This window comes from Roseateles sp. P5_E8 (assembly GCF_054177665.1).
In genome coordinates, this window is the sequence record NZ_JBGCUM010000005.1 from 107,588 (window position 1) to 128,081 (window position 20,494).

The following is a 20,494-nucleotide window of genomic DNA, read 5'->3' on the forward strand; positions in this document are numbered from 1 at the left end:
CTCAGCGGATGGGCAAGGTGACGGCGCCGGGTGCCGCCTTGCGCAGCGGGCCGGCGTCGATGGCGCGCGACACCGGGGCCAGACCTGACCCCGGCTCGACGATGCGCTCCCGGATGGCCCAGCGCGACTGGCTGTCCATGGTGCTGAGCAGCACTGGGGTCAGGTCCAGCCGGTAGGCGTGCTCGCCCATGGCGGCCAGCGCCGCAGCCGGGGCGATGCGCAGGCGCTCGGCGAGCAGCTTCGCCGCCTCGCCGGGCTGGCTGGCGATGAACTGCTGGGCGCGCAGCAGGCCGCGCAGCAGGCGCTGCACATCGGCCTCCCGCGCGGCGAGCTTGTCCCTGGCGATGGCAAGCACGAAGTGCTGGGTGTAGACGCGCGGCGTGGCCAGCCGGGCCAGGTCGGCCCCCAGCCGTGCGGCGGCCTCGCCGGCGATGGGCTCCCAGATGGCGATGGCGTCCAGCCGCTGGGCGGCCAGTTCGTCCACCAGCTGGCCGACCGCCAGCGGCACGACCGTCACCTGCTCGGCGCTGACGTCGTGATACAGCAGCCAGTTGTCCAGGAAGTACTGCGCCGACGTGTGCGCCACCGTGCCCACGCGCTTGCCGCGCAGGTCGGCCGGCGCGGTGATGCCGGCGCTGCGCCGCGCCACCAGCTTGATCTGCTGGGTGGAGGTGCTGATGGTGGCGATGACGACGGCGGACGCCGGGCCGGCTGCCTGCAGGTTGTCCAGCGCCGGGATGAGTTCCGCCGAGGTCGCCAGGTCTGCCGCGCCCGCGCCGATCTGCTGGAAGCATTCGCGGCCGCTGTTGCAGGCCAGCATCCTCACGGCCAGGCCCTCGGCCGAGAAATAGCCCTTGGCCTCGGCCACGTACAGCGGCAGGGACACCGGCCCGCGCGACACCGCCAGGCGCAGCTCGGTGGCGCCGCAGGGCAGCGCCGCCGCCAGGGCCAGCAGCGCGGCGAAGAAGGTTCTGGCCGCGCTCGCGCTCATTGCAGGACGTTGGCCTCGCCCGGCAGCGCGCGGCGCAGCGGCGCCGGCTCGACGAAGCGCAGGTAGTTGGGAATGGCCTGGCCGGGCGCCACATGGCCTTCGCGCCGCGCCCAGCGGGCCTCGGCCTCCAGCGTCGTGATCAGCGACTGGTCCAGCCCCAGGCGGTAGTCCAGGTCCTTCCAGACCCAGCTGACGAAGGCCTCGTCGAGCTGCAGGCGCTGCTTGAGGATGTCCTTGGCGTCGCGCGACCGCGTGGCGATGAAGCGCTGTGCCCGGGCCAGCGCACGCAGCACGCGCCCCACCTCGTCCGCCTTCTCGGCCAGCGCGCGCCGGCTGGCCACGAGGTTGAAGGTCTCGGTGTAGATGCGCGGGCTGGGCAGCACGACGGCGTCGCTGCCCAGCGCCTGCATGGCCAGCCAGCCGTTGGGCTCCCACGCGGCGATGGCGTCCACCTCGCGGTTCTTGAGGGCGGCCGCCAGCTTCTCGGGCGCCATGTCCACCATCTCGACCAGGCGGGGGTCGACGTCATTGAAGAGCAGGAAGGCGTCGAGGAAGTAGTGCGCGCTGGCGCCCTTGACCGTGCCCACCTTCTTGCGCGCCAGGTGGGCGGCGGCCGAGATGCCGGCGCTGCGGCGGGCAATCAGCTTCACGTCGTTGGTGGTGCTGACGAAGGAGGCGATGACGGCGTAGTCCGAGCGCACAAAGCTGTTGAACATCACCGGCAGGTCCGACGCCGTGGCCAGGTCTGCGGCGCCGTCGAACAGGCGCTTCATGCAACGCTGGCCGCCTATGCATTCCTCCAGCTTCGGCGCCACACCCTCGGCCGCGAAATAGCCCTGGGCCTCGGCGACGAAGAGGGGCAGCGACAGCGCCGTGCGGGACACCGCCAAGGTCAGCTCCGCCGCAGCGGCGCCGGGCGCCTGGCTCAGCAGCGCGGCCGCACAAAGGGGGCCGACGCTCATGCGCCAGAGTCGGCTCAGGCCGGAGAGGGCACCGCACGACAAGGGGGTCAGCATGACGGCGCATTCTGCCCCCGCGCCGCGCCGCGCGGCCGCTCAAGATTGACCCTGCTTCAGCCGTGCCAGCGCTTGGTCGCGCGGCGGACCATCTCGGGCAGCAGGTGGTTCTCGCTCTCGATGCGGCGCAGCCACGTGGCGTCGTTGCCCACGCCGTTGATCTCGCGGCGCAGGTAGTGCAGCGCGGCCTCGGCGCGCAGGTCGGCGGCATGCGTGTCCAGGCGGCTCAGCACGGTGGCGAGGTCGTCGCGCAGCACGCGGTGCTCGCCGGTCTCGGGGTCGACAAAGGTGCCGTCCAGCCCGAAGCGGCAGGCCTGGAAGCGGTTGAAGGTGTAGGGGAGGTAGTCGTCCTCGCTGAGCTTGAACGGCTTCTCCACGGTGATCCAGCGCGCCAGGCACTGGATGAAGCCGGCGATGGCCGCCGCCTTCTCAATGGTCAGCGGCGTGTCCAGCACGCGGACCTCGATGGTGCCGAACTCGGGCTTGGGGCGGATGTCCCAGTAGAAGTCCTTCATGCCCGTGACGACGCCGGTGCGCGTCATCTTGCTGAAGTAGGTCTCGAAGTCGCCCCAGGTCTGCACGAAGGGCGCGCGGCCGCTCAAGGGGAAGGCGAACACCGAGTTCAGCCGCGCCGAGTCGAAGCCCGTGTCCTCGCCCTGCACGAAAGGCGACGAGGCCGCCAGCGCGATCAGGTGCGGGATGAAGCGGCTCATGCCGTGCAGCAGCACCAGGGCCTCGTCGGCGCTCGGGCAGCCGATGTGGACATGCTGGCCGAAGATGGTGAACTGCTTGGACAGATAGCCATACAGCGACGACAGCTCGTGGAAGCGCGGCGTCTCGAAGATGCGCTGGCGCTTCCAGTGCTGGAAGGGGTGGGTGCCGCCGCCGCACAGGCTGACATCCAGCTGCTCGGCGCAGCTCACCAGGGCGTCGCGGATCTGGCCCAGCTCCGACAGCACCTGGCCGTGGCCCGTGCACACGCCGGTGGCCAGCTCGATCATGCTGCTGGTGATCTCGGGCTTCACGTCGCCCGGGATCTTGTGCTTTTCCATCAGCCGCATCAGGTCGCCCGACACGGGCGCCAGGTCGTAGTCGTCGCTGCTGACGATCTGCAGCTCCAGCTCCACGCCGAGCGTGAGCGGCTGCGATTTGGAGAACGCGCCCAAACTCATTGGTCTGTCTCCTTGATCTTTCTGGCGCGCCTTGGCGAAGGCGGCAACTCACCCGCCAGGCGCAGCGCGAACTGCACGGCGATGGGGCCGACCAGCTCCAGCACCGCGATGCTGGCCAGGATGATGGGCACGGCGCCGGCCGTGAGTTCGGGCTCGGCGCGCATCAGCTCGCTGAGCATGACCAGGGCCGTGCCCGACAGCGGCATCATCGTGATCGACAGCGCCAGGCCCTGCCGCCAGCTGGCCTTGGCCGCAGGCGCCAGCGCGATGATGGCCACCGACTTGGCCAGGAAGCGCGCGGCCATCAACGCCAGCGCCGCAAAGCCGCCGGCCACCAGCACCTTGGGCGACCAGGCCGAGCCGACGATGACGAACAGCATCAGCACCAGCGCCCCGCCCGAGGTGCCGAAGTGGCGCGGCCACACCCAGGGCCGGTCGCTGGTGTTGCGCAGCAGAAGGCCGGCCAGCAGCGGCATCAGCAGCGTGGACACGCCGATGGAACGCGCCGCGACGATGGCGAAGGCCACCATGCCGAAGAGCAGCAGCGCCGCGCTCTCGTTGCGCAGGTCCAGCCGCCGCGCGGCCAGGTAGCCCGCGCCGGCCAGCAGCGCGGCCACGCCCAGTGTCGTCAGCAGTGAGATGGCCAGGCCAGCCAGCGCCTGCGCCAGGTTGCCGCCGTCGTCGGCCGCCCACCAGGTGCGCATCAATGTGAGGGCGACAACGGCGTAGAGCGTGTTCAGCGCCGTCAGCAGCGTGGCGCGCTGCGTCACCTGGCCGGCCGCGCCGAGTTCCATCGCGACGCGGCCCGACACGGCGGCCGGCGCCGGCATGGCCAGGATGGCGCAGGCAATCGCGGTCTGCCAGCCGACGTCGAACAGGCGCAGCACGAAGGCCACGGCGACGGCGCTCAGCAAGGCCTCGGCCAGGCTGGTGGCCAACAGGCCGGGGTTGCGGCGCAGCCAGCGCAGATGYACGCGGCTGCCGATCTCGAACAGCAGCAGGCCCAGCGCCAGGTCGGTGACCGTCTGCGCTGCGCCATTGAGCGGCATTGCCACGCCATGGCCGAAGGCGCCCGCGAAGCAGCCCGCCAGCGTGTATCCCACCACTCGCGGCAGCCGCGTCGTGGCGGCAATGAATTCGCCCGCCAGCGCGCCGGCAAGCAACACGCCGACGATGAACATCAACTCGCTGGGCGGTGTGACGGCCAGACCCGCCCACACCCGGGCGCCACTGTCGAGTGCAGTCATGCATCTCCTTCAAAATATCCCGGCGGAGACTAGACGCGTGAAGTGACCCGCCTTGTAGGCGAAGACGCCGAAAAGACGCCACTTCCCCTGTGGACAATGGCCCGCATGCAGATCATCAGCGTCAACACCGCTCGCATCGAACATTTCGTTGCCACCAATGGCGAGACGCTGGACTCGGCCATCCGCAAGCGCTCCCGCGAAGGCCGCATCGGCGTCGGCCCGCTGGGCCTGGAGGGCGACGAGCAGGCCGACCCCAGCGTGCATGGCGGCCTCGCCAAGGCCGTCTACGCCTACCCGCTTGAGCACTTCGCCGTCTGGGCGACGCTGCGTGGCCAGGCCCAGGTCGAGGCCGCGCTGCAGCCGGGCGACCTCGGCGAGAACCTGACCATCACCGGCATGCTGGAGGGCCAGGCCTGGATCGGCGACGTGCTGCGCTTTCCGGACTGCGAACTGGTCGTCTCCGAGCCGCGTTACCCCTGCTTCAAGCTGGCCGCCCACATGGGCTTCAAGCACGCCGTGAAGATGATGGTGCAGAGCGGCTACTGCGGCTTCTATCTGGCCGTGAAGCGCGAGGGCAGCATCGCGCCGGGAGAGCGCTTCGAGCTGATCCCGGGACCGCGCGAGGTCGGCATCTCGGAGCTGTTCAGGGCGAAGATGCGCAAGCGCTGACCACCTGCCGGATTGCGGCGAGGCTGCGCGTCACGTCGTCGTCCGTCGTGGCCCAGGAGCTGACGCTGATGCGCATCGCCGTCCTGCCCTGCCACACGGTCGGCCCGGCCCAGCAGCTGCCCTCCTGCTGCAGCGCCGTGATGACGCGCCGCGTCGTGTCGGCGTCGCCAAAGCTCACCAGCACCTGGTTCAGCACCACGTCGTTCAGTACCGCGCAGCCGTCGGCGGCGAGTTCGCTGGCAAAGCGGCGTGCGTGTGCGCAGCAGCCCGCCACCAGCTCGGCCACGCCGCTGCGGCCCAGCGTGCGCAGTGCGGCCCACACGTCCACGCCGCGCGCGCGGCGCGACAGCTCGGGCGTGTAGTCCGACGGGTTGCGGAACTCGCTCTCGGTGGGCAGGTAGTCCGCCGAGATGGCCATGGCGGCGCGCAGCGCGCCGGCGTCGCGCACCAGCGCCAGGCCGCTGTCGTAGGGCACGTTCAGTGTCTTGTGGGCGTCGGTGGCCCAAGAGTCGGCGCCTGCCATGCCGCGCACCAGCGGCGCATGTGCCGGGCTGGCGGCGGCCCACAGGCCGAAGGCGCCGTCCACATGCACCCAGGCGCCCTGCGCGCGGGCCGCGGCCACCAGCGGCTCGAAGGGGTCGAAGGCGCCGGTGTTCACATTGCCGGCCTGTGTGCAGACGATGGTCGGGCCGCGCAGCGGCGGCAGGCTGTCGGCCCGCATGCGGCCCTGGCCGTCCACCGGCACGCGCACGACGCGCTTGCGGCCCAGGCCCAGCATGCCCAGCGACTTCAGCAGCGTCGGGTGGGCTTCGTCGCCGATGACGACGGTGATGGGCGGCGCGCCGAACAGCCCGTCGGCCTCGACGTTCCAGCCCTCGCGCCGCAGCAGCGCGTGGCGGGCTGCGGCCAGCGCGGAGAAGTTGGCCATGGTGGCGCCCGTCACGAAGGCGCCGCCGGCCGTGGCGGGCAGGCCCAGCAGGTCCAGCACCCAGCCCAGCGCCACGCTCTCGAACGTGGCGGCGCCCGGCGAGGGCGCGTGCAGCGCGGCGTTCTGGTCCCAGGCGGTGGTGAGCCAGTTGCTGGCGATGCTGACCGGCAGCGACGCGCCGATGACGAAGCCGAAGAAGCGCCCGCCGTTCATGCCCAGCGTGGCCGGCGAGCCCAGCTCGTCCAGCTCGCGCAGCGTCTGCTGCGGCGGCTGCGGCCCATCGGGCAGTGGGATGCGCAGCGCCGCCAGCGCGGCCACGGCCGCGTCGGTGGGCGAGACACGGCGCTCGGCCATGCCGTCGAGGTAGCTGATGGCGCGCCGGGCCGCGTCTTCGAGCAAGTCATGCATGGCCTGGGCCTTCGCGTTGCGGAAGCGGGCGATTGTGGGACGCATGATTCAATCCGCGCATCCTCAAGACTTGCCTGCGCATGACCCGTCCCGATCTCCGGCCGCTGCGGCGGCGCGCCCTGCTGCTGAGCGGGCTGGCGCCAGCGCTGGTATCGGCTGCACCCGTGCTGCGGGTGGGCGCGCGGCGCGCCGTCAAGTCCCTGGCCGCCGCCGCGCGCCAGGCCAAGGACGGCAGCTTGATCGAAGTCGATGCCGGCGACTACATCGCCGACGCGGCCGCCTGGCCCCAGCACGACCTGACCCTGCGCGCGGTGGGCGGCCGTGTGCGCGTCGTTGCCGCCGGCGCGCATGTCCAGGGCAAGGGCTTGTTTGTCACGACGGGCCAGCGCCAGCGCATTGAAGGCTTCGACTTCATCGGCTGCAACGTGCCCGACCGCAACGGCGCCGGCATCCGCGTCGAGGCCGGCTCGCTGACGCTGGTGGACTGCGGCTTTCGCGACAACGAGAACGGCCTGATGACGGCCAACAACGAGGCCATCGAGCTGGACATCGTCGACTGCGACTTCGGCCCCATCCCGCTGCGCGAGGGCAAGACGCACAACCTCTACGTTGGCACCATCAAGCGCCTGGCCGTCACGGGCAGCTACTTTCACAACGGCATGCTGGGCCACCTGCTGAAGAGCCGCGCCGCCGTCAACTACATCCTCTACAACCGCCTCAGCGACGAGATCGGCGGCCGCGCCAGCTACGAGCTGGAGTTCCCCAACGGCGGCGTCGCCGTCGTCATGGGCAACCTCATCATGCAGAGCTCGACGACGGAGAACCCGCACGTCATCTCCTTCGGCGTCGAAGGCGCGAAGTGGCCGAAGCAGGCGCTCTACCTCGTCAACAACACGCTGGTGGACCAGAAGCCCAGTGGCGGCATCTGGCTGCGCGTGACGCCGCGCGAGACCGAGGTCATGCTGGCCAACAACCTGCTCGTCGGCGCGCCCAAGCTCGCTGCCGAAGGCTACTGGACGCGCCGCGCCAACTTCAGCGCCGACTGGGACGAGTTCGTGCGCGCCTCGCGCGAAGACTTCCGCCTCAAGCCGGAATCGTCACTGCGCGGCAAGGCGCAGGACATGGGCGAGGCGGAGGGGCTGAAGCTCAGCCCGACGCGTGAGTACCGCCACCCGCACAGCAGCGCCGCGCTGAGCGGGCCGGCGCGGCACCCGGGCGCTTTCCAGAGTTAGGCAGCGCGGACCGTCGGGTAGTCCGTATAGCCCTCGGCGCCACCGCCATAGAACGTCTCCTTCTGTGGCGCAGCCCAGGGCAGGTTGTCGCGCAGGCGCTCCACCAGGTCGGGGTTGGCGATGAAGGGCCGGCCGATGGCCACCGCATCCACGCGCCCGCTGGCCACTGCGTCCAGCGCCAGCGCGCGGTCGTAGCCGTTGTTGGCGATGTAGGGGCCGGCGAAGCGGCGGCGCAGCTCGGCATAGTCGAAAGGCGCGTTGTCACGCGGGCCGCCGGTGGCGCCTTCCACGACTTCCAGGAAGGCCAGCTTCAGCGGTGCAAGCTGCTCGGCCACGTAGTTGAACAAGGCCTGCGGATTGCTGTCCTGGCCGATGTCGTTGCTGGGCGTGACCGGGGAGAGGCGCAGCGCCGTGCGGCCCGCGCCGATGGTGCCGGCGACGGCCGTCATCACCTCGATCAGCAGGCGCGCGCGGTTCTCGATGGAGCCGCCGTACTCGTCGTTGCGGTCGTTGGCGCTGTCGCGCAGGAACTGGTCCAGCAGATAGCCATTGGCGCTGTGGATCTCGACACCGTCGAAGCCGGCGGCAATCGCGTTCTTCGCCGCCTGCACGTAGTCGGCAATCAGCTGCGGCAGCTCGTGCGTGGCCAGCGCGCGCGGCACGTCGGTGGGCACCAGCTCGCCGTGGGCGGCATAGGTCTTGGTCTTGGCGGCGCGGTCGGTGGACGACACCGGCTGCTGTCCGCCCGGCTGAAGGCTGTTCACCGAGATGCGGCCCACATGCCAGAGCTGCACGACGATGCGGCCGCCGTCGGCGTGCACGGCGTCGGTCACCTGCTTCCAGCCGGCGACCTGCTCGGGCGAGTGGATGCCAGGCGTGTCGAAATAGCCCTGGCCATCGGGGCGAATCTGGGTCGCCTCCGTGATGATCAGGCCGGCGCCAGCGCGCTGGCGGTAGTACTCGACGTGGAGTGCATGCGGCGTCTGCTGCGTGGCGCGGTTGCGCGTCAGCGGCGCCATGACGACGCGGTTGGCCAGGGGGATGTCGCCGAAGCGGACGGGGTCGAAAAGGGTAGTCATGGCGGGGAGATGGGGAAGAAGTGGATGGCTTCAAGGCTAGCCGCGCCACCGCTTTCCCCGGTTGAGCGGGGTTGATGGGTGTGTGTTAGCCACCTCTTAGCGACAATCACCCCATGCTCGCCTACCGCCACGCCTTCCATGCCGGCAACCACGCCGACGTCCTCAAGCACCTGGTGCTGACCCGCGTGCTGCGCTACATGGCCGAAAAGGACAAGCCCTACACCCTCATCGACACCCACGCCGGCGCCGGCGGCTACTCGGTCGAGGGCCGCTATGCGCAGAAGAAGGCGGAGTATTCCGAGGGCGTTGCCCGGCTCTACGACCGCAAGGACCTGCCCGCGCCGCTGGCCGACTACATGAGCCTGGTGCGTGCCTTCAACCCCGATGGCCAGCTGCGCCAGTACCCGGGTTCGCCGGCGATTGCCAACTTCCTGCTGCGCGAGACCGACCGGCTGCGCGCCTACGAGCTGCACTCGACGGACCACCGCATCCTCCTCAGCTACCTGGAGAGCCGGCCCAACACCCAGGTCAGCGACCGCGACGGCTTCTCGGCGATCAAGGCCGAGCTGCCCTCGCCCACCCGCCGCGCCGCGCTGCTGATGGACCCGTCCTACGAGATCAAGAGCGATTACGGCAAGGTGCTGACGGCGCTGCGCGAGGCGCTGGAGCGCGCGGCCGATACGGTCGTCATGATCTGGTACCCGCAGCTGCAGCTGCTGGAGTCCAGCCAGCTCGTCCCGCGCCTGAAGGCCAGCGCCGACGCGACCGCCAAGAAGGGCTGGCTGCACGTGCGCCTGACCGTGGCCGAACCCGCCGACCGCCCGGACGGCAAGGGCCTGGGCATGCTGGGCAGCGGCATGTTCATCGCCAACCCGCCGTTCACGTTGCACGACGAGCTGGCGGAGTGCCTGCCGTTGCTAGTGGAGAAGCTGGGGCAGTACGACGGGGCGAACTTCGTGCTGGAGCAGAAGGCGGCATGAAAGCGGCGGTCCTAGCGCTGGCCGCCCTCATTGGCGCGGCACAGGCGCAGACCGGGCCGCATTTCATCCACGGCTCCTGGGTCAATGTGCGCGAGGCCGGAGCCAACACGGCGCGGGCCATCGAGCAACTGACGACGAACACGCCGGTCGACGTGACGGCGCGGCAGGGTGACTGGTGCGCGCTGCGGTTCGGGGCCGGCCGGACCGGCTTCGTATCCTGCGGGCTGCTGGGGCCGAAGCCACTGACGCTGGCCGACACCGCCCGGAATGCGGCGCGTGCCTTCTGGGTGGCACCGTCGCCCAACCGCCTGGCGGCTTATGGCCACTCGCTGACCCCACCGCCCGCCTTGCAGCTGGAGGCGCTGCAGAAGACGGTGAAATCCGGCGACACGGTGCGCTTCCCACCCGCGGCCGAGTTTGATGCCGCCAAGAAGCGCATGAAGGCTGGCGTGCTGCTAGACCCGCTGGTGGAGATCGCCCGCGGAGCGCCCGGTGACCCAGTCGCGGTGCTGGCGGGCTTCAGGCTGCGGCCGGCGCCAATCAAGCCCTCGCTGTTCCGTACGCCGCAGAGCGTTGCCCTGGTGTCCGAACAGGATGCCGATGGCCTGGCCGCAGTGACGGGCAGCCGGGTGAGCCTGTCGCCGACCGGGCTCCCGACGGGATGGTTCTCCCGCCACAACGGCCCCGAGATAGAAGGCATCACCGGCTTCTGGGACGTAGGCGGGGCGGTGTTGAGCTTTGAGCCACCGCTCACGGTCTACTCGGTCGCCGCTAATGGCCTCGTTGGAGCCTCGGCGTTAAGGGCCTTGCCCTTCAACGTCGGCGGCGAGGGCCACTACTGCGGCGGTCGATATCTCGGTAGGAGCCTGCCGTTTGCTGACGCCATGGCACATGGCCTGCCTGTCGAAGAGGGTATGGATATCACGCCGCAGCGCGGCTTTGCCGCCTTGAAAGAGGGCAGTGAGGTGCTTGTCACACTGGTCGTATCTGGCAACAAGCCGCTGCGGCAGAGCGCCAAGGTGCGCATGCAGTCGGAGGCTGTGAACGGCCTCAAGATGTCCGACGGCAAGACATCGCCGCCGGCCCAAAGTGAGTTGAATCCGAGAGCCGTGCTGCGCGAGATTGATCTCGATGGCGACGGCATCGCCGACGTGCTGCTCATCGAGAAGCCCCTGTATGCCGGCGAAATCACCGTCGCCGTCGTCTACCAGCTCTACTGGTTCCTCAACGTCAACGGCCAGTGGTTTTCGGCGGGTGAGTGGCAAGACCAGGACTGCACATGAACGCCGCCAGCACCAGCGCCTCGGCCAACACCTCGAAGCCTTCTTCCAGCTCGGCAATCGGGTAGGTCATCGGGACCTGATCGACGGTGATGGCCCAGAGGCCCATCGCCAACCCCGCCCACAGCAGCCCGCGGCTCAGCCGCGACCGCATCGCGCGGTCCAGCGCCCACGCCGTCAACGTGCCCACCACGGCCACGCCCAGCATCGGCAGCTCCCTCACCACCTCAAACCGGCACAGCGCCGTCCACTCCTCGCAGCGGTACTTCCACAGCTCATGCCACATGAATTGCTCGTCCAGCGCCAGCGTGAACATGGCGGCGGCCATCCAGCCGCCCAGCCAGCGGGGCAGGCCGCCGTCTGCCGATAAACGCAGCGACATCGCCGCCAGCGTCAGCAGCAGCGCGCTGGACAGCCAGGCCACCGGCGAGGCGTCCGAGCGGAAGGCGCGCTCCCAGACCGGCGCGTAGCTCCAGGCGCTGATCGCCATGAAGCCGACAACGGCGACAAGAACGGCGGTGACGGTGGCGGGGCGCGACAGGGGCGGATGGACGGGCATGCCGGAGATTCTCCCGAGTTGGCGCCGCGCCTTTCCCGAGTTCATGCGCTGGGCCGACAATCCCGCGCCATGAGCACCACCCAAGACCTCACCGACGCCGAGTTCGCCGAACTCGACGAACTCCTCGCCGCCACGCCCGAGCCGCTGCAGCCGCTGGATGCCTCCATGCTGGACGGCTACCTCTGCGGCGTCATCGTGCAGCCCCGCCTCATCGAGACGGACGAGTGGCTGCCCAACATCTTTGACTACGACGGCGGCCTGCTGCCCGACAGCGTCGACGCCACCTGGCTGGACCGCCTGACCCAGCTCGTCGAGCGCCGCCACGCTGCCCTGAGCCGTGGCCTGGCCGAGGACGGCTGGTTCGACCCCGTCGTGCTGGAGGTAGACGAAGACCAGGAGCCCGACCCGCTGCCGGAGGACGCGAGCGAGGAGGAGCAGTCCGCCCGCGCCAGCTACGACGCGCTGGGCCCGCTGTCGCGCTCGCTGATGCCCTGGGTCGCCGGTTTCCAGCATGCGGCGCTGTGCTTCCCCGAGCTGGCCGACCTGCCCAACGACGACATCTCCGCCGCACTGGCCCGCCTGTACCGCCACCTGCCGGCCGAGACGGACGAGGAGAAGGAAGTTGTCGCGACGCTGAACCGCGAATTTCCGCTGAAGGACCTGGACGAGGCCATCGAGGAAATGGTGGCCACGGTGGCCGACCTGGCCGACCTCACCGAGGCCGAGCGCTACCGCGTCGAGACCATCCGGCGCGACACGCCCAAGGTCGGGCGCAACGATCCTTGCCCTTGTGGTTCCGGGCGCAAGTACAAGGTCTGCCACGGTAGCAACTGATGCGGTTGCAGCTCCTGTCGGACCTGCATCTGGAGACGGAGTCCTACCAGCCGGTTCCGGCGCCGGGCGCTGAGCTGCTGATCCTGGCCGGCGACATCGACACCACCTGGCGCAGCTTCGAGCTGTTCCGAGGCTGGCCGGTGCCGGTGCTGTTCGTGCCGGGCAACCACGAGTTCGACGGCCGTGATGTCGACGAGGCGCGCGAGGCGCTGCGGGCCCACGTCAACGCCATCGGCCTGCACATGCTGGACGACGAGTCCACCGTGCTGACCGACGCCCAAGGCCGGCGCGTGCGCTTCATCGGCTGCACGCGCTGGTGCGACTTCGACGCCTTCGGGCCGTCCGGTCGTGACCGCGCGATGCGGGCGGGGAGTTATTTCCAGAAGGTCATGCAGGCCACGCGCCACGGCGAGGTTTTCGGCGTGGACGCCGTGCGCGCATTCGCGTTGGAGAGCCGCGCCTGGCTGGCCGACGAACTCAAGCGCACCGGCGACTGGGACGCGACGGTCGCCATCACCCATTTCGCCCCCAGCCTGAAGAGCGCCGACCCGCGCTATGGCCGCCAGCCGGGCACGGCCAGCTTCTGCAATGACGATGAAGACCTGATCCCCGGCGCGCAGCTGTGGCTGCATGGCCATCTGCATTGCCGGCAGGATTACCGGCTGGGCGATACACGCATCGTCAGCAACGCACGCGGCCATTTCCGCAAGGGCGAGGCCGATGGCTTCGACGGCCAGCTGGTGGTCAGTGTGTTTGAACCGGCTTGATCCTCAGCGCCCAGATCACGCCCGCCACCAGCAGCACCACACCTGCCACCGTGGCCGGCGGCGGCGTGCGCTGGTTCCATAGGAAGGCATAGGCCAGCGCGGCCAGCGTCTCGAAGACGATGAGCTGGCCCGACAGCGAGGTCGGTAGGCGCTGGCTGGCCTCGTTCCAGCACAGCGTGCCCAGCCAGGACGAACACAGGCCGATGGCGGCCATCAGGGCTATGAAGGCCAGCGGCCGGTCGCCCAGCGGCCGGGCGTAGTCGGCCGGCACCAGCGTGCCCGGCGCGGCCAGGTGGATGAGGCCCAGCAACACCGCGCCGATCAAGGCCATCGGCAGCGTGACCAGGCCCTGCGCCGTGGCCCAGGCCCTCGGGCTGCGGTCACTGTGCGCACGCAACCAGTCGGCGTTGCGGATGGGATACCAGGTCCAGCAGGCCACGGCGGCGACGGCCAGCAGCGCGCCTTCGGCATAGCGGCGCGGGTCGCCGGCTTCGGCTTGCAGCACCAGCAGCTCGTCGCGGTTGACGAGGGCCAGGCCGGCGGCGATCAAGGCCAATGACGGGGCCAGGCGCGCCCAAGGCAGATGACCGTCGCGCACACGGTTGCGGTGGTTGGCGCAGACGGCGATGACGACGGGCAGCGTGCCGATGATCATGGTCGGCAGCGGCGCGCCGGCGCGCTGGATGGCGGCCGACAGGCAGAGGTAGTACAGGAAGTTGCCGATCAGGCTGAGCTTGGCGGCCTCCCACCAGTCGGCGGCGTGCAGCTCGCGCAGCACGCGGCGGTCCAGCAGCAGCGCCAGCGGCAGGGCGATGAGGCCGAAGGCCAGGTAGCGGCCCACCGTCAGCAGCGCCGGCGCATAGCCGGGCAGCATGACGGGCGCGACGAACACCAGGCCCCACATGAGGCCGGCGGCAAGGGCAAACAGCAGGCCGAAGAGCATGGCGCGCATCATCCCCGAAGGCCTGGCTGCCGCCGGGGCGACGGGCTTAAGGCGCGTCTGCTAGCCGAACCAGGACGCCACCGCCGCGCGCTGCTCGGCCGTGTAGTGCAAGCCCAGCTTGCTGCGCCGCCACAGCACATCGTCGGCGCTGCGCGCCCATTCCATGTCCACTAGATGGCGCAGTTCGGTCTCGTACAGGCCGGGCGCAATCTCGGCACCCGGCGCGGCGAGCAGCCCGGCCGTGGCGCTGCCATAGGCACGGGCCATGCGGGCGACCATGGCCAGCGGGCGGCCGGCGTGGCGGGCCTGCAGCTCGGCCGTGAAGGCGGCGATGTCCACGCCATGCTTGCCGAGGTCTCCGCCGGGCAGGTGGGTGCCGGCCGTCCACGGCTTGCGCGCGTCGCCCAACAACTCACCGAGCTGCGTGGCGCCATCTTCGGCAAGCTTGCGGTAGGTCGTCAGCTTGCCGCCCCAGACATTCAGCAGCGGCGCGCCGCCGGCCACATCCGTCTCCAGCAGGTAGTCGCGCGTGACGCTGGATGCCGAGCCGCCTTCGTCCAGCAGCGGGCGCACGCCGGCATACGTCCACAGCACGTCGGCAGGCGTCACGGGGCGCGCGAGATAACGGCTGGCCTGCGCGCACAGGTAGTCGACCTCGCCCTGCTCGATCTGCGCGCGGGGCGGCGGGTCCTGGCCGTCGGGCAGCTCCACGTCCGTCGTGCCGATCAGCGTGAAGCGCTCCTGGTAGGGGATGGCGAAGATGATGCGGCCGTCGGCGTTCTGGAAGATGTAGGCGTGGTCATGCGTGAAGCGCTGGTCCACGACGATGTGGCTGCCCTTGACGAGACGCAGCCCGCGCGCTGGCAGGCCCTGGTCGCGCAGGAAGCGCTCGGCCCAGGGCCCGGCGGCGTTGACGAGAGCGCGGCTGCGAACCTGTCGCCCACTTTGTAGCGTGACCTGCCAGGCGCCGGCGCTGCGTTCAGCGCGCGTGACGGCGCAGCGCGTCAGCACCTCGGCGCCTCGGGCCTGCGCGTCCAGCGCGTTTGCGACGACGAGGCGGGCGTCGTCCACCCAGCCGTCCGAGTAGACGAAGCCGCGCATGAACTCTGGCTTCAAAGGCGCGCCGTAGACGCTGCCCGTCAGGCGCAGGCCGTGCGAGCCCGGCAACAGCTCGCGGCGGGCCAGGTGGTCGTAGAGGAACAGACCGATGCGGATCATCCAGGCCGGCCGCAGATGGGTGGCATGCGGCAGCACGAAGCGCAGCGGCTGGATCAGGTGCGGCGCGCTCCTCAGCAGCACCTCGCGCTCCTGCAAGGCCTTGCGCACCAGCGAGAACTCGTAGGTCTCCAGGTAGCGCAGCCCGCCGTGCACGAGCTTGGTGGAGGCCGACGACGTGTGCGAGGCCAGGTCTTCTCGCTCCGCCAGCAGCACCCGCCAGCCGCGCCCGGCCAGGTCGCGGGCCAGGCCGGTGCCGTTGATGCCGCCGCCGACGACCACCACGTCAAAATCATCCATGCGATCACTCTAATTGACGGCCATGGATGCATTGCTTGCGTTGGACCAGGGAACCTCGAGTTCACGCGCCGTGGTCTTCGGCCGCGACGGCCGCCTGCTCGCCGTCGCGCAGCGCGAGCTGACGCAGCATTTCCCGCAGCCGGGCTGGGTCGAGCACGATGCCGGCGAGATCTGGGAAGGCCAGATCGCCTGTGCCCGCGAGGCGCTGGCCAAGGCGGGTGTGAAGGCCGCCGCCATCGGCATCACCAACCAGCGCGAGACCGTCGTGCTGTGGGACCGCAAGACGGGTGAACCGCTGCACAAGGCCCTGGTCTGGCAGGACCGGCGCACGGCGGCCTTCTGCGAGACGCTCAAACAGCAGGGCCTGGAGCCGCGTGTGCGTGAGCTGACCGGTCTGCTGCTGGACCCATATTTCTCCGCCGCCAAGCTGCGTTGGTTGCTCGACAACGTGCCCGGCACCCGCGAACGCGCCGAACGCGGCGAGCTGGCCTTCGGTACGGTGGACAGCTGGCTGCTGTGGAAACTCACCGACGGTGCCGTGCATGCGACCGACGCCAGCAACGCCTCGCGCACGCTGCTGTTCGACATCCACCGCGGCGACTGGAGCGACGAGCTGCTGGGCGTCTTCGGCATCCCGCGCGCGTTGCTGCCCGAGGTGCGGCCGTCGGCCGGCGTCTTCGGCGAGTCGACGGAGTTCGGCGCGCCCATTTCAGGCATTGCCGGCGACCAGCAGGCCGCGCTTTTCGGCCAGGCCGCGCTGCAACCTGGCCAGGCCAAGAACACCTACGGCACCGGCTGCTTTTTGCTGATGCACACCGGCACGCAGCCGCATGCATCAACACAAGGCCTGCTGACGACGCGCGCCGCGCAGGTCGGCGCGGCGGCGCAGTACGCGCTGGAAGGCAGCGTCTTCGTCGGCGGCGCCGTCGTGCAATGGCTGCGCGATGGGCTGCACGCGGTGCAAGCCAGCAGCGAAGTTCAGGCGCTGGCGCTGAGCGTGCCGGATGCCGGCGGCGTCATGTTCGTGCCCGCCTTCGCCGGCCTGGGCGCGCCCTACTGGCGGCCCGATGCACGCGGCGCCATCCTGGGCCTGACGCGCGGCACCACGCAGGCCCACATCGCCCGCGCGGCGCTGGAGAGCATCGCCTTCCAGAGCGCGGCGGTGCTCACGGCGATGAATGCCGACGTGGGTGCGGCCGAGAGGCTGACCGAACTGCGCGTGGACGGCGGCGCGTCGGCCAACGATCTGCTGATGCAGTTCCAGGCCGACCTGCTGGGCATCCCGGTGCTGCGGCCCAAGGTCATCGAGACGACGGCGCTGGGGGCGGCGCTGCTGGCGGGCATTGGCGCTGGGGTCTATGCGTCGCCCGAAGAGATCGGCTCCATCTGGCAACTCGACCGCGCCTTCGAGCCGCGTATGTCACGCGATGAGGCGGGTGTGCGGCTGGCGCAGTGGGACAGGGCGGTGCGGCAGGTGTTGGCGGAATGAGGACGCGTATGGAACGTGAGACGAAGTGGTTCGGCTGGTTTGCTCTGGCGCTGGGCGGCACCGGCATCCTGGCGGGCGTGGTCACGTTGGCCGGTGAATTCGCGCCTGCCGAAGGGCTCAGCTGCAAGGCGTTTTGCGGGCTGGCGCTGCTGGCGACGGAGCTATTCGGCGCCGGGACGGGGGCGCTGGTGGGCGGTTTGCTCTGGCTGGCCGCAGGCGCGGTCTTCTGCGGGCTTGGCTATCGCGTGCTGAAAGGCTAGATCAGCCCAGCAACGCCCCGCCCGCCACCAGCGTCACCACCCCCAGCACCGCAAAGATCACCGCCGCCACCGTGTGCACCAGCTTCACCGGCAGCTTGTGCGCCAGCTTGTCGCCTACCAGCACGGCGGGCACGTTCGCCAGCATCATGCCGGCCGTCGTGCCGGCGACGACGCCGATGAAATCCAGCGGGAGGCGCGCCGCCAGCGCGACGGTGGCGATCTGCGTCTTGTCGCCCATCTCTGCGAGGAAGAAGGCGATGACCGTCGTGACGAACACGCCGTGGCCCGGCTTGGGCGCGTCGTCTTCGTCGAGCTTGTCGGGGATCAGCATCCAGCCGGCCATGGCGATGAAGGACAGGCCCAGGCCCCAGCGCATGGCCGTCGGGCTGATGAGGCTGGTCAGCCAACTGCCGAGGGCGCCGGCAGCGGCGTGGTTGAAGACGGTCGCGACGAAGATGCCCGCCACGATGGGCCAGGGCCTGCGAAAGCGGGCCGCGAGCATGAAGGCGAGGAGCTGGGTCTTGTCGCCAATTTCGGCGAGGGCCACGAGGCCGGTGGCGATGAGGAAGGCTTGCATCGCTTCGATTTTCCCTGGCGCTCCTGACACGGCCTGACAGGCAGCCAGGCGCAGCATGCAGGCTTTCGAGCCCAGGAGCCTTTCACATGAACTTTGCCTACACCCTCGTCTACGCGGCCGACGTTGCCGCGTCGCTCGCCTTCTTCGACAAGGCCTTCGGCCTGAAGGCGCGCTTCCTGCACGAGAGCGGCGCCTATGGCGAGGTCGACACCGGCGCCAGCGGCACGACGCTGGCCTTTGTCGACCATGCGACGGCGCGCGACAGCGTGCAGCACGACTACGTCGCCGCCGACACCAGCGACAAGCCGCTGGGCATGGAGATCGGCTTCACGGTGACCGATGTTCAAGCGGCCTTCGACAAGGCCGTGGCCGCCGGTGCCCGCGCGCTGGCCGCACCGGTCACCAAGCCCTGGGGCCAGACGGTGGCCTATGTGCGCTGCCCGGACGGCACGCTGGTGGAACTCTGCACGGCGATGGGCTGAAGTTGCCCCTTCGTTGGGCGGGCCGGCCCGGTCCCGGCGCGGGCGGTGAAAAGCTGGCCATGCGCGAGTGACGGCAGCGGGGCGCTGATGGCGCCCAGTGAAACCACATCGACCCGCTGGGTGCCGCGGGCCACGGAAGAGGCGTAGATGCCCATGATGAGACTCGACCTCGTTTTCGGCGACATGTGTCTTCTGCAAGGGGCATGCCCGCTGACCCACAATGACCCGCTATGCGCCGCGCCGACCGCCTTTTCCAGATCGTCCAGCTCATCCGCGGTCGTCGCCTCACGACGGCGGACTACCTCGCCCAGCGGCTGGAGGTGTCCATGCGCACCGTCTACCGCGACATCGCCGCGCTGGCCCAGCAGGGCGTGCCCATCGAGGGCGAGGCGGGCGTGGGCTACCGCATGCGGGCGGGTTTCGACCTGCCGCCGCTGATGTTCAGCAAGCAGGAAGCGCAGGCCCTGGTCGCCACCGTGCGCATGGCCGAGTCGCGGCTGGACGCGGCGCTGGCCCGCCAGGCCGAGAACGCGCTCTCCAAGATCCTCGCCGTGCTGCCGCTGGACGCCCGCGCCGCCGCCGAGAGCCTGGCGCTGTACGCGCCGCTGCCGGCGCTGGACCCGCAAACCGGCGCCCACCTGACCGTGCTGCGCGAGTCCACCGAGGCGCGGCGCAAGCTCAAGGTCGGCTACCTGGACCTGGGCGGCGTGAGGAGCGACCGCATCGTGCGCCCGCTGGCCTGCCTGTTCTGGGGCCCGGTGTGGACGCTGTCGGCCTGGTGCGAGCTGCGCAACGACTTCCGCAGCTTCCGCGTCGACCGTATCGAGACGCTGGAGCCCATGGAGAGCTTCCGCGACGAGCCGGGTAAGACGCTGGCGGACATGAGGCGCCAGCACGAGGCGCAGGAGGGCGGCGCGGCCTGAGCAGCCGGCGGCGTGGGTCACAGCGAGTCGCGAAAGATCGGCTCCAGCGCCGTGATGTGTCTCTGGCCGACCGGGCCGGAATTCGTCAGCACGAACCAGGCGCGGCGATGGGTGAAGTCGATGCTCATCGACGTCCAGAAGCCGTCCCACTCGCCGAGGTGGTTGACGCCGTAGTTGGTGATGCCGAACCCGTAGCCATAACTCACGTTGCCGCCCAGGGTGCTCTGCAGGCGTGTCATGTCGCTGAGCGTCTGGGCCGAGACGAGTTTGCCGGCCAGCAGCGCGTTGAAGAAATGCAGGAAGTCGTCGGTCGAGCTGACCTGGGCCATCGAGCCCTTGAAGTAGGTCGTGTGGCCGTAGAAGGTGGTGCGGTCGGCGTAGTTCAGTGCGTCGCCCGGCTTGATGGGCTGGAACTCGTCATTGATGTAGGAGTCCGTCATGCCGGCCGGTTTGAAGATGTTCTCGGCCATGTGGTCCGAGAACCTCACACCCAGGCGCCGCTCGATGACCTTGGCCAGCAGCATGTAGCCGGTGTTGCTGTAGTCGCCGCGGCTGCCCGGCGTGAACTCCAGCGTGGTCTGGCGGGTGGCGAGGTAGGGGATGAGTCCGTCCAGCGTCATGCCTTCGAAGACCGCCGGCGTCCAGAAGTCGTTGAAGATGTCGATGACGCCGGACCGGTGCGTCAGCAGGTGCTCGATGGTGATGGCGCGCCAGGCGGCCGGCAGCTCGGGGATGTAGTCCAGCAGCGAGTCCGACAAGCGCAGTTGGCCCCGCTCCACCAGTTGCATGATGGCTACGGCGGTGAAGGGCTTGCTGACCGAGGCAAGGCGAAAGCCCGTGTGGCGGCCGACGGCGGTGCCCGTGAGGGTATTGGCCATGCCGCGGTTGCCGCTGTAGAACTCCATGCCGTCGCGGACCGCCAGCACGCTGATGCCAGGCTGATCGGCCGGCTGAGCGGCGAGATAGGCGTTGAGCCGCTCGGTCAGCGTGCCGGAGGTGGGGATGGTGGTCGTGGCGGCGTTGTCGGTCGCCGCCGGGTTGCTGCCCCCGCCGCCGCAGCCGGCGAGCAGCAGGGCCAGCACGAAGGCGCATGGCAGGGCGAGGGACGTCGATCGAGAGGCGCTCATCTTGGGTCTGGACCTG

At 69.9% G+C, this 20,494-nt stretch carries 21 protein-coding genes; 10 read left to right on the forward strand and 11 right to left on the reverse strand.

Annotated elements, in window-relative coordinates:
• Nucleotide 1 precedes the first annotated feature (1 nt).
• The 4 genes from ACXRVZ_RS04560 to ACXRVZ_RS04575 are packed head-to-tail and all read right to left on the reverse strand — an operon-like array spanning nt 2 to nt 4,426.
• Nucleotides 2–991, reverse strand: a complete 990-nt coding sequence (locus ACXRVZ_RS04560; protein WP_457418200.1) for an ABC transporter substrate-binding protein — start codon at nt 989–991, stop codon at nt 2–4.
• Nucleotides 988–2,007, reverse strand: a complete 1,020-nt coding sequence (locus ACXRVZ_RS04565) for an ABC transporter substrate-binding protein (RefSeq protein ID WP_458232207.1) — start codon at nt 2,005–2,007, stop codon at nt 988–990. The genes ACXRVZ_RS04560 and ACXRVZ_RS04565 overlap by 4 nt, the downstream gene beginning before the upstream one ends.
• A 56-nt stretch (nt 2,008–2,063) precedes the next feature.
• Nucleotides 2,064–3,179 carry a YbdK family carboxylate-amine ligase gene (locus ACXRVZ_RS04570; protein ID WP_457418204.1) on the reverse strand — a complete coding sequence of 372 codons (1,116 nt, stop codon included), beginning with the start codon at nt 3,177–3,179 and terminating at the stop codon, nt 2,064–2,066.
• Nucleotides 3,176–4,426, reverse strand: a complete 1,251-nt coding sequence (locus ACXRVZ_RS04575; protein ID WP_457418206.1) for a cation:proton antiporter — start codon at nt 4,424–4,426, stop codon at nt 3,176–3,178. Before ACXRVZ_RS04575 ends, ACXRVZ_RS04570 begins: the two co-directional genes overlap by 4 nt.
• A gap of 105 nt (nt 4,427–4,531) precedes the next feature.
• Between ACXRVZ_RS04575 and ACXRVZ_RS04580 the strand changes: the two genes are divergently transcribed.
• Nucleotides 4,532–5,095, forward strand: a complete 564-nt coding sequence (locus tag ACXRVZ_RS04580) for an MOSC domain-containing protein (protein WP_457418208.1) — start codon at nt 4,532–4,534, stop codon at nt 5,093–5,095.
• On the opposite strand, the gene ACXRVZ_RS04585 is transcribed toward ACXRVZ_RS04580, so the two are convergent.
• Nucleotides 5,070–6,476 (reverse strand): pyridoxal phosphate-dependent decarboxylase family protein, encoded by a 1,407-nt coding sequence (locus tag ACXRVZ_RS04585; RefSeq protein ID WP_457418210.1) that lies wholly within the window; start codon nt 6,474–6,476, stop codon nt 5,070–5,072. The genes ACXRVZ_RS04580 and ACXRVZ_RS04585 overlap by 26 nt on opposite strands.
• Before the next feature lie 35 nt (nt 6,477–6,511).
• On the opposite strand from ACXRVZ_RS04585, the gene ACXRVZ_RS04590 reads away from it, so the two are divergent.
• Complete coding sequence (locus tag ACXRVZ_RS04590; protein ID WP_457418212.1) at nt 6,512–7,663, forward strand: hypothetical protein; 1,152 nt, start codon at nt 6,512–6,514, stop codon at nt 7,661–7,663.
• On the opposite strand, the gene ACXRVZ_RS04595 is transcribed toward ACXRVZ_RS04590, so the two are convergent.
• Nucleotides 7,660–8,742, reverse strand: coding sequence for an alkene reductase (locus tag ACXRVZ_RS04595; RefSeq protein WP_457418214.1), 1,083 nt, complete (start codon nt 8,740–8,742; stop codon nt 7,660–7,662). The genes ACXRVZ_RS04590 and ACXRVZ_RS04595 overlap by 4 nt on opposite strands.
• A gap of 113 nt (nt 8,743–8,855) precedes the next feature.
• Here ACXRVZ_RS04595 and ACXRVZ_RS04600 point away from each other — a divergent pair, with 113 nt between their 5' ends.
• Both ACXRVZ_RS04600 and ACXRVZ_RS04605 read left to right on the forward strand, forming a co-directional pair.
• Nucleotides 8,856–9,722 carry a 23S rRNA (adenine(2030)-N(6))-methyltransferase RlmJ gene (locus ACXRVZ_RS04600; protein WP_457418216.1) on the forward strand — a complete coding sequence of 289 codons (867 nt, stop codon included), beginning with the start codon at nt 8,856–8,858 and terminating at the stop codon, nt 9,720–9,722.
• Nucleotides 9,647–11,005, forward strand: a complete 1,359-nt coding sequence (locus tag ACXRVZ_RS04605; protein ID WP_458232208.1) for an SH3 domain-containing protein — start codon at nt 9,647–9,649, stop codon at nt 11,003–11,005. Before ACXRVZ_RS04600 ends, ACXRVZ_RS04605 begins: the two co-directional genes overlap by 76 nt.
• Here ACXRVZ_RS04605 and ACXRVZ_RS04610 read toward each other — a convergent pair.
• Nucleotides 10,953–11,561, reverse strand: coding sequence for a hypothetical protein (locus ACXRVZ_RS04610; RefSeq protein ID WP_457418220.1), 609 nt, complete (start codon nt 11,559–11,561; stop codon nt 10,953–10,955). The two genes, ACXRVZ_RS04605 and ACXRVZ_RS04610, sit on opposite strands and share 53 nt — an antisense overlap.
• Before the next feature lie 69 nt (nt 11,562–11,630).
• On the opposite strand from ACXRVZ_RS04610, the gene ACXRVZ_RS04615 reads away from it, so the two are divergent.
• The gene (locus ACXRVZ_RS04615; RefSeq protein ID WP_457418222.1) at nt 11,631–12,395 is read left to right on the forward strand and encodes a UPF0149 family protein; all 765 of its coding nucleotides are present in this window, start codon (nt 11,631–11,633) and stop codon (nt 12,393–12,395) included.
• The gene (locus ACXRVZ_RS04620) at nt 12,395–13,162 is read left to right on the forward strand and encodes a metallophosphoesterase (RefSeq protein WP_457418224.1); all 768 of its coding nucleotides are present in this window, start codon (nt 12,395–12,397) and stop codon (nt 13,160–13,162) included. Before ACXRVZ_RS04615 ends, ACXRVZ_RS04620 begins: the two co-directional genes overlap by 1 nt.
• Here ACXRVZ_RS04620 and ACXRVZ_RS04625 read toward each other — a convergent pair.
• On the reverse strand, nt 13,140–14,105 hold the full coding sequence (locus tag ACXRVZ_RS04625; protein WP_457418226.1) for a DMT family transporter: 966 nt from the start codon (nt 14,103–14,105) through the stop codon (nt 13,140–13,142). The genes ACXRVZ_RS04620 and ACXRVZ_RS04625 overlap by 23 nt on opposite strands.
• A 60-nt stretch (nt 14,106–14,165) precedes the next feature.
• Nucleotides 14,166–15,620 (reverse strand): glycerol-3-phosphate dehydrogenase, encoded by a 1,455-nt coding sequence (glpD, locus tag ACXRVZ_RS04630; RefSeq protein WP_457418228.1) that lies wholly within the window; start codon nt 15,618–15,620, stop codon nt 14,166–14,168.
• 22 nt (nt 15,621–15,642) lie between these two features.
• On the opposite strand from glpD, the gene glpK reads away from it, so the two are divergent.
• Nucleotides 15,643–17,109, forward strand: coding sequence for a glycerol kinase GlpK (gene glpK / locus ACXRVZ_RS04635; RefSeq protein WP_457418230.1), 1,467 nt, complete (start codon nt 15,643–15,645; stop codon nt 17,107–17,109).
• 8 nt (nt 17,110–17,117) lie between these two features.
• The gene (locus ACXRVZ_RS04640; RefSeq protein WP_457418232.1) at nt 17,118–17,369 is read left to right on the forward strand and encodes a hypothetical protein; all 252 of its coding nucleotides are present in this window, start codon (nt 17,118–17,120) and stop codon (nt 17,367–17,369) included.
• A gap of 1 nt (nt 17,370) precedes the next feature.
• On the opposite strand, the gene ACXRVZ_RS04645 is transcribed toward ACXRVZ_RS04640, so the two are convergent.
• On the reverse strand, nt 17,371–17,946 hold the full coding sequence (locus ACXRVZ_RS04645; RefSeq protein WP_457418234.1) for a TMEM165/GDT1 family protein: 576 nt from the start codon (nt 17,944–17,946) through the stop codon (nt 17,371–17,373).
• An 86-nt stretch (nt 17,947–18,032) separates the two neighbouring features.
• Between ACXRVZ_RS04645 and ACXRVZ_RS04650 the strand changes: the two genes are divergently transcribed.
• Together ACXRVZ_RS04650 and ACXRVZ_RS04655 are read left to right on the forward strand one after the other, a co-directional pair.
• Nucleotides 18,033–18,428 carry a VOC family protein gene (locus ACXRVZ_RS04650; protein ID WP_457418236.1) on the forward strand — a complete coding sequence of 132 codons (396 nt, stop codon included), beginning with the start codon at nt 18,033–18,035 and terminating at the stop codon, nt 18,426–18,428.
• A 230-nt stretch (nt 18,429–18,658) separates the two neighbouring features.
• Nucleotides 18,659–19,351 carry a helix-turn-helix transcriptional regulator gene (locus tag ACXRVZ_RS04655; RefSeq protein WP_457418238.1) on the forward strand — a complete coding sequence of 231 codons (693 nt, stop codon included), beginning with the start codon at nt 18,659–18,661 and terminating at the stop codon, nt 19,349–19,351.
• 17 nt (nt 19,352–19,368) lie between these two features.
• Here the strand turns inward: ACXRVZ_RS04655 and ACXRVZ_RS04660 are convergent, their stop codons facing one another.
• The gene (locus ACXRVZ_RS04660; RefSeq protein WP_457418240.1) at nt 19,369–20,478 is read right to left on the reverse strand and encodes a serine hydrolase domain-containing protein; all 1,110 of its coding nucleotides are present in this window, start codon (nt 20,476–20,478) and stop codon (nt 19,369–19,371) included.
• Between the last annotated feature and the right edge of the window lie 16 nt (nt 20,479–20,494).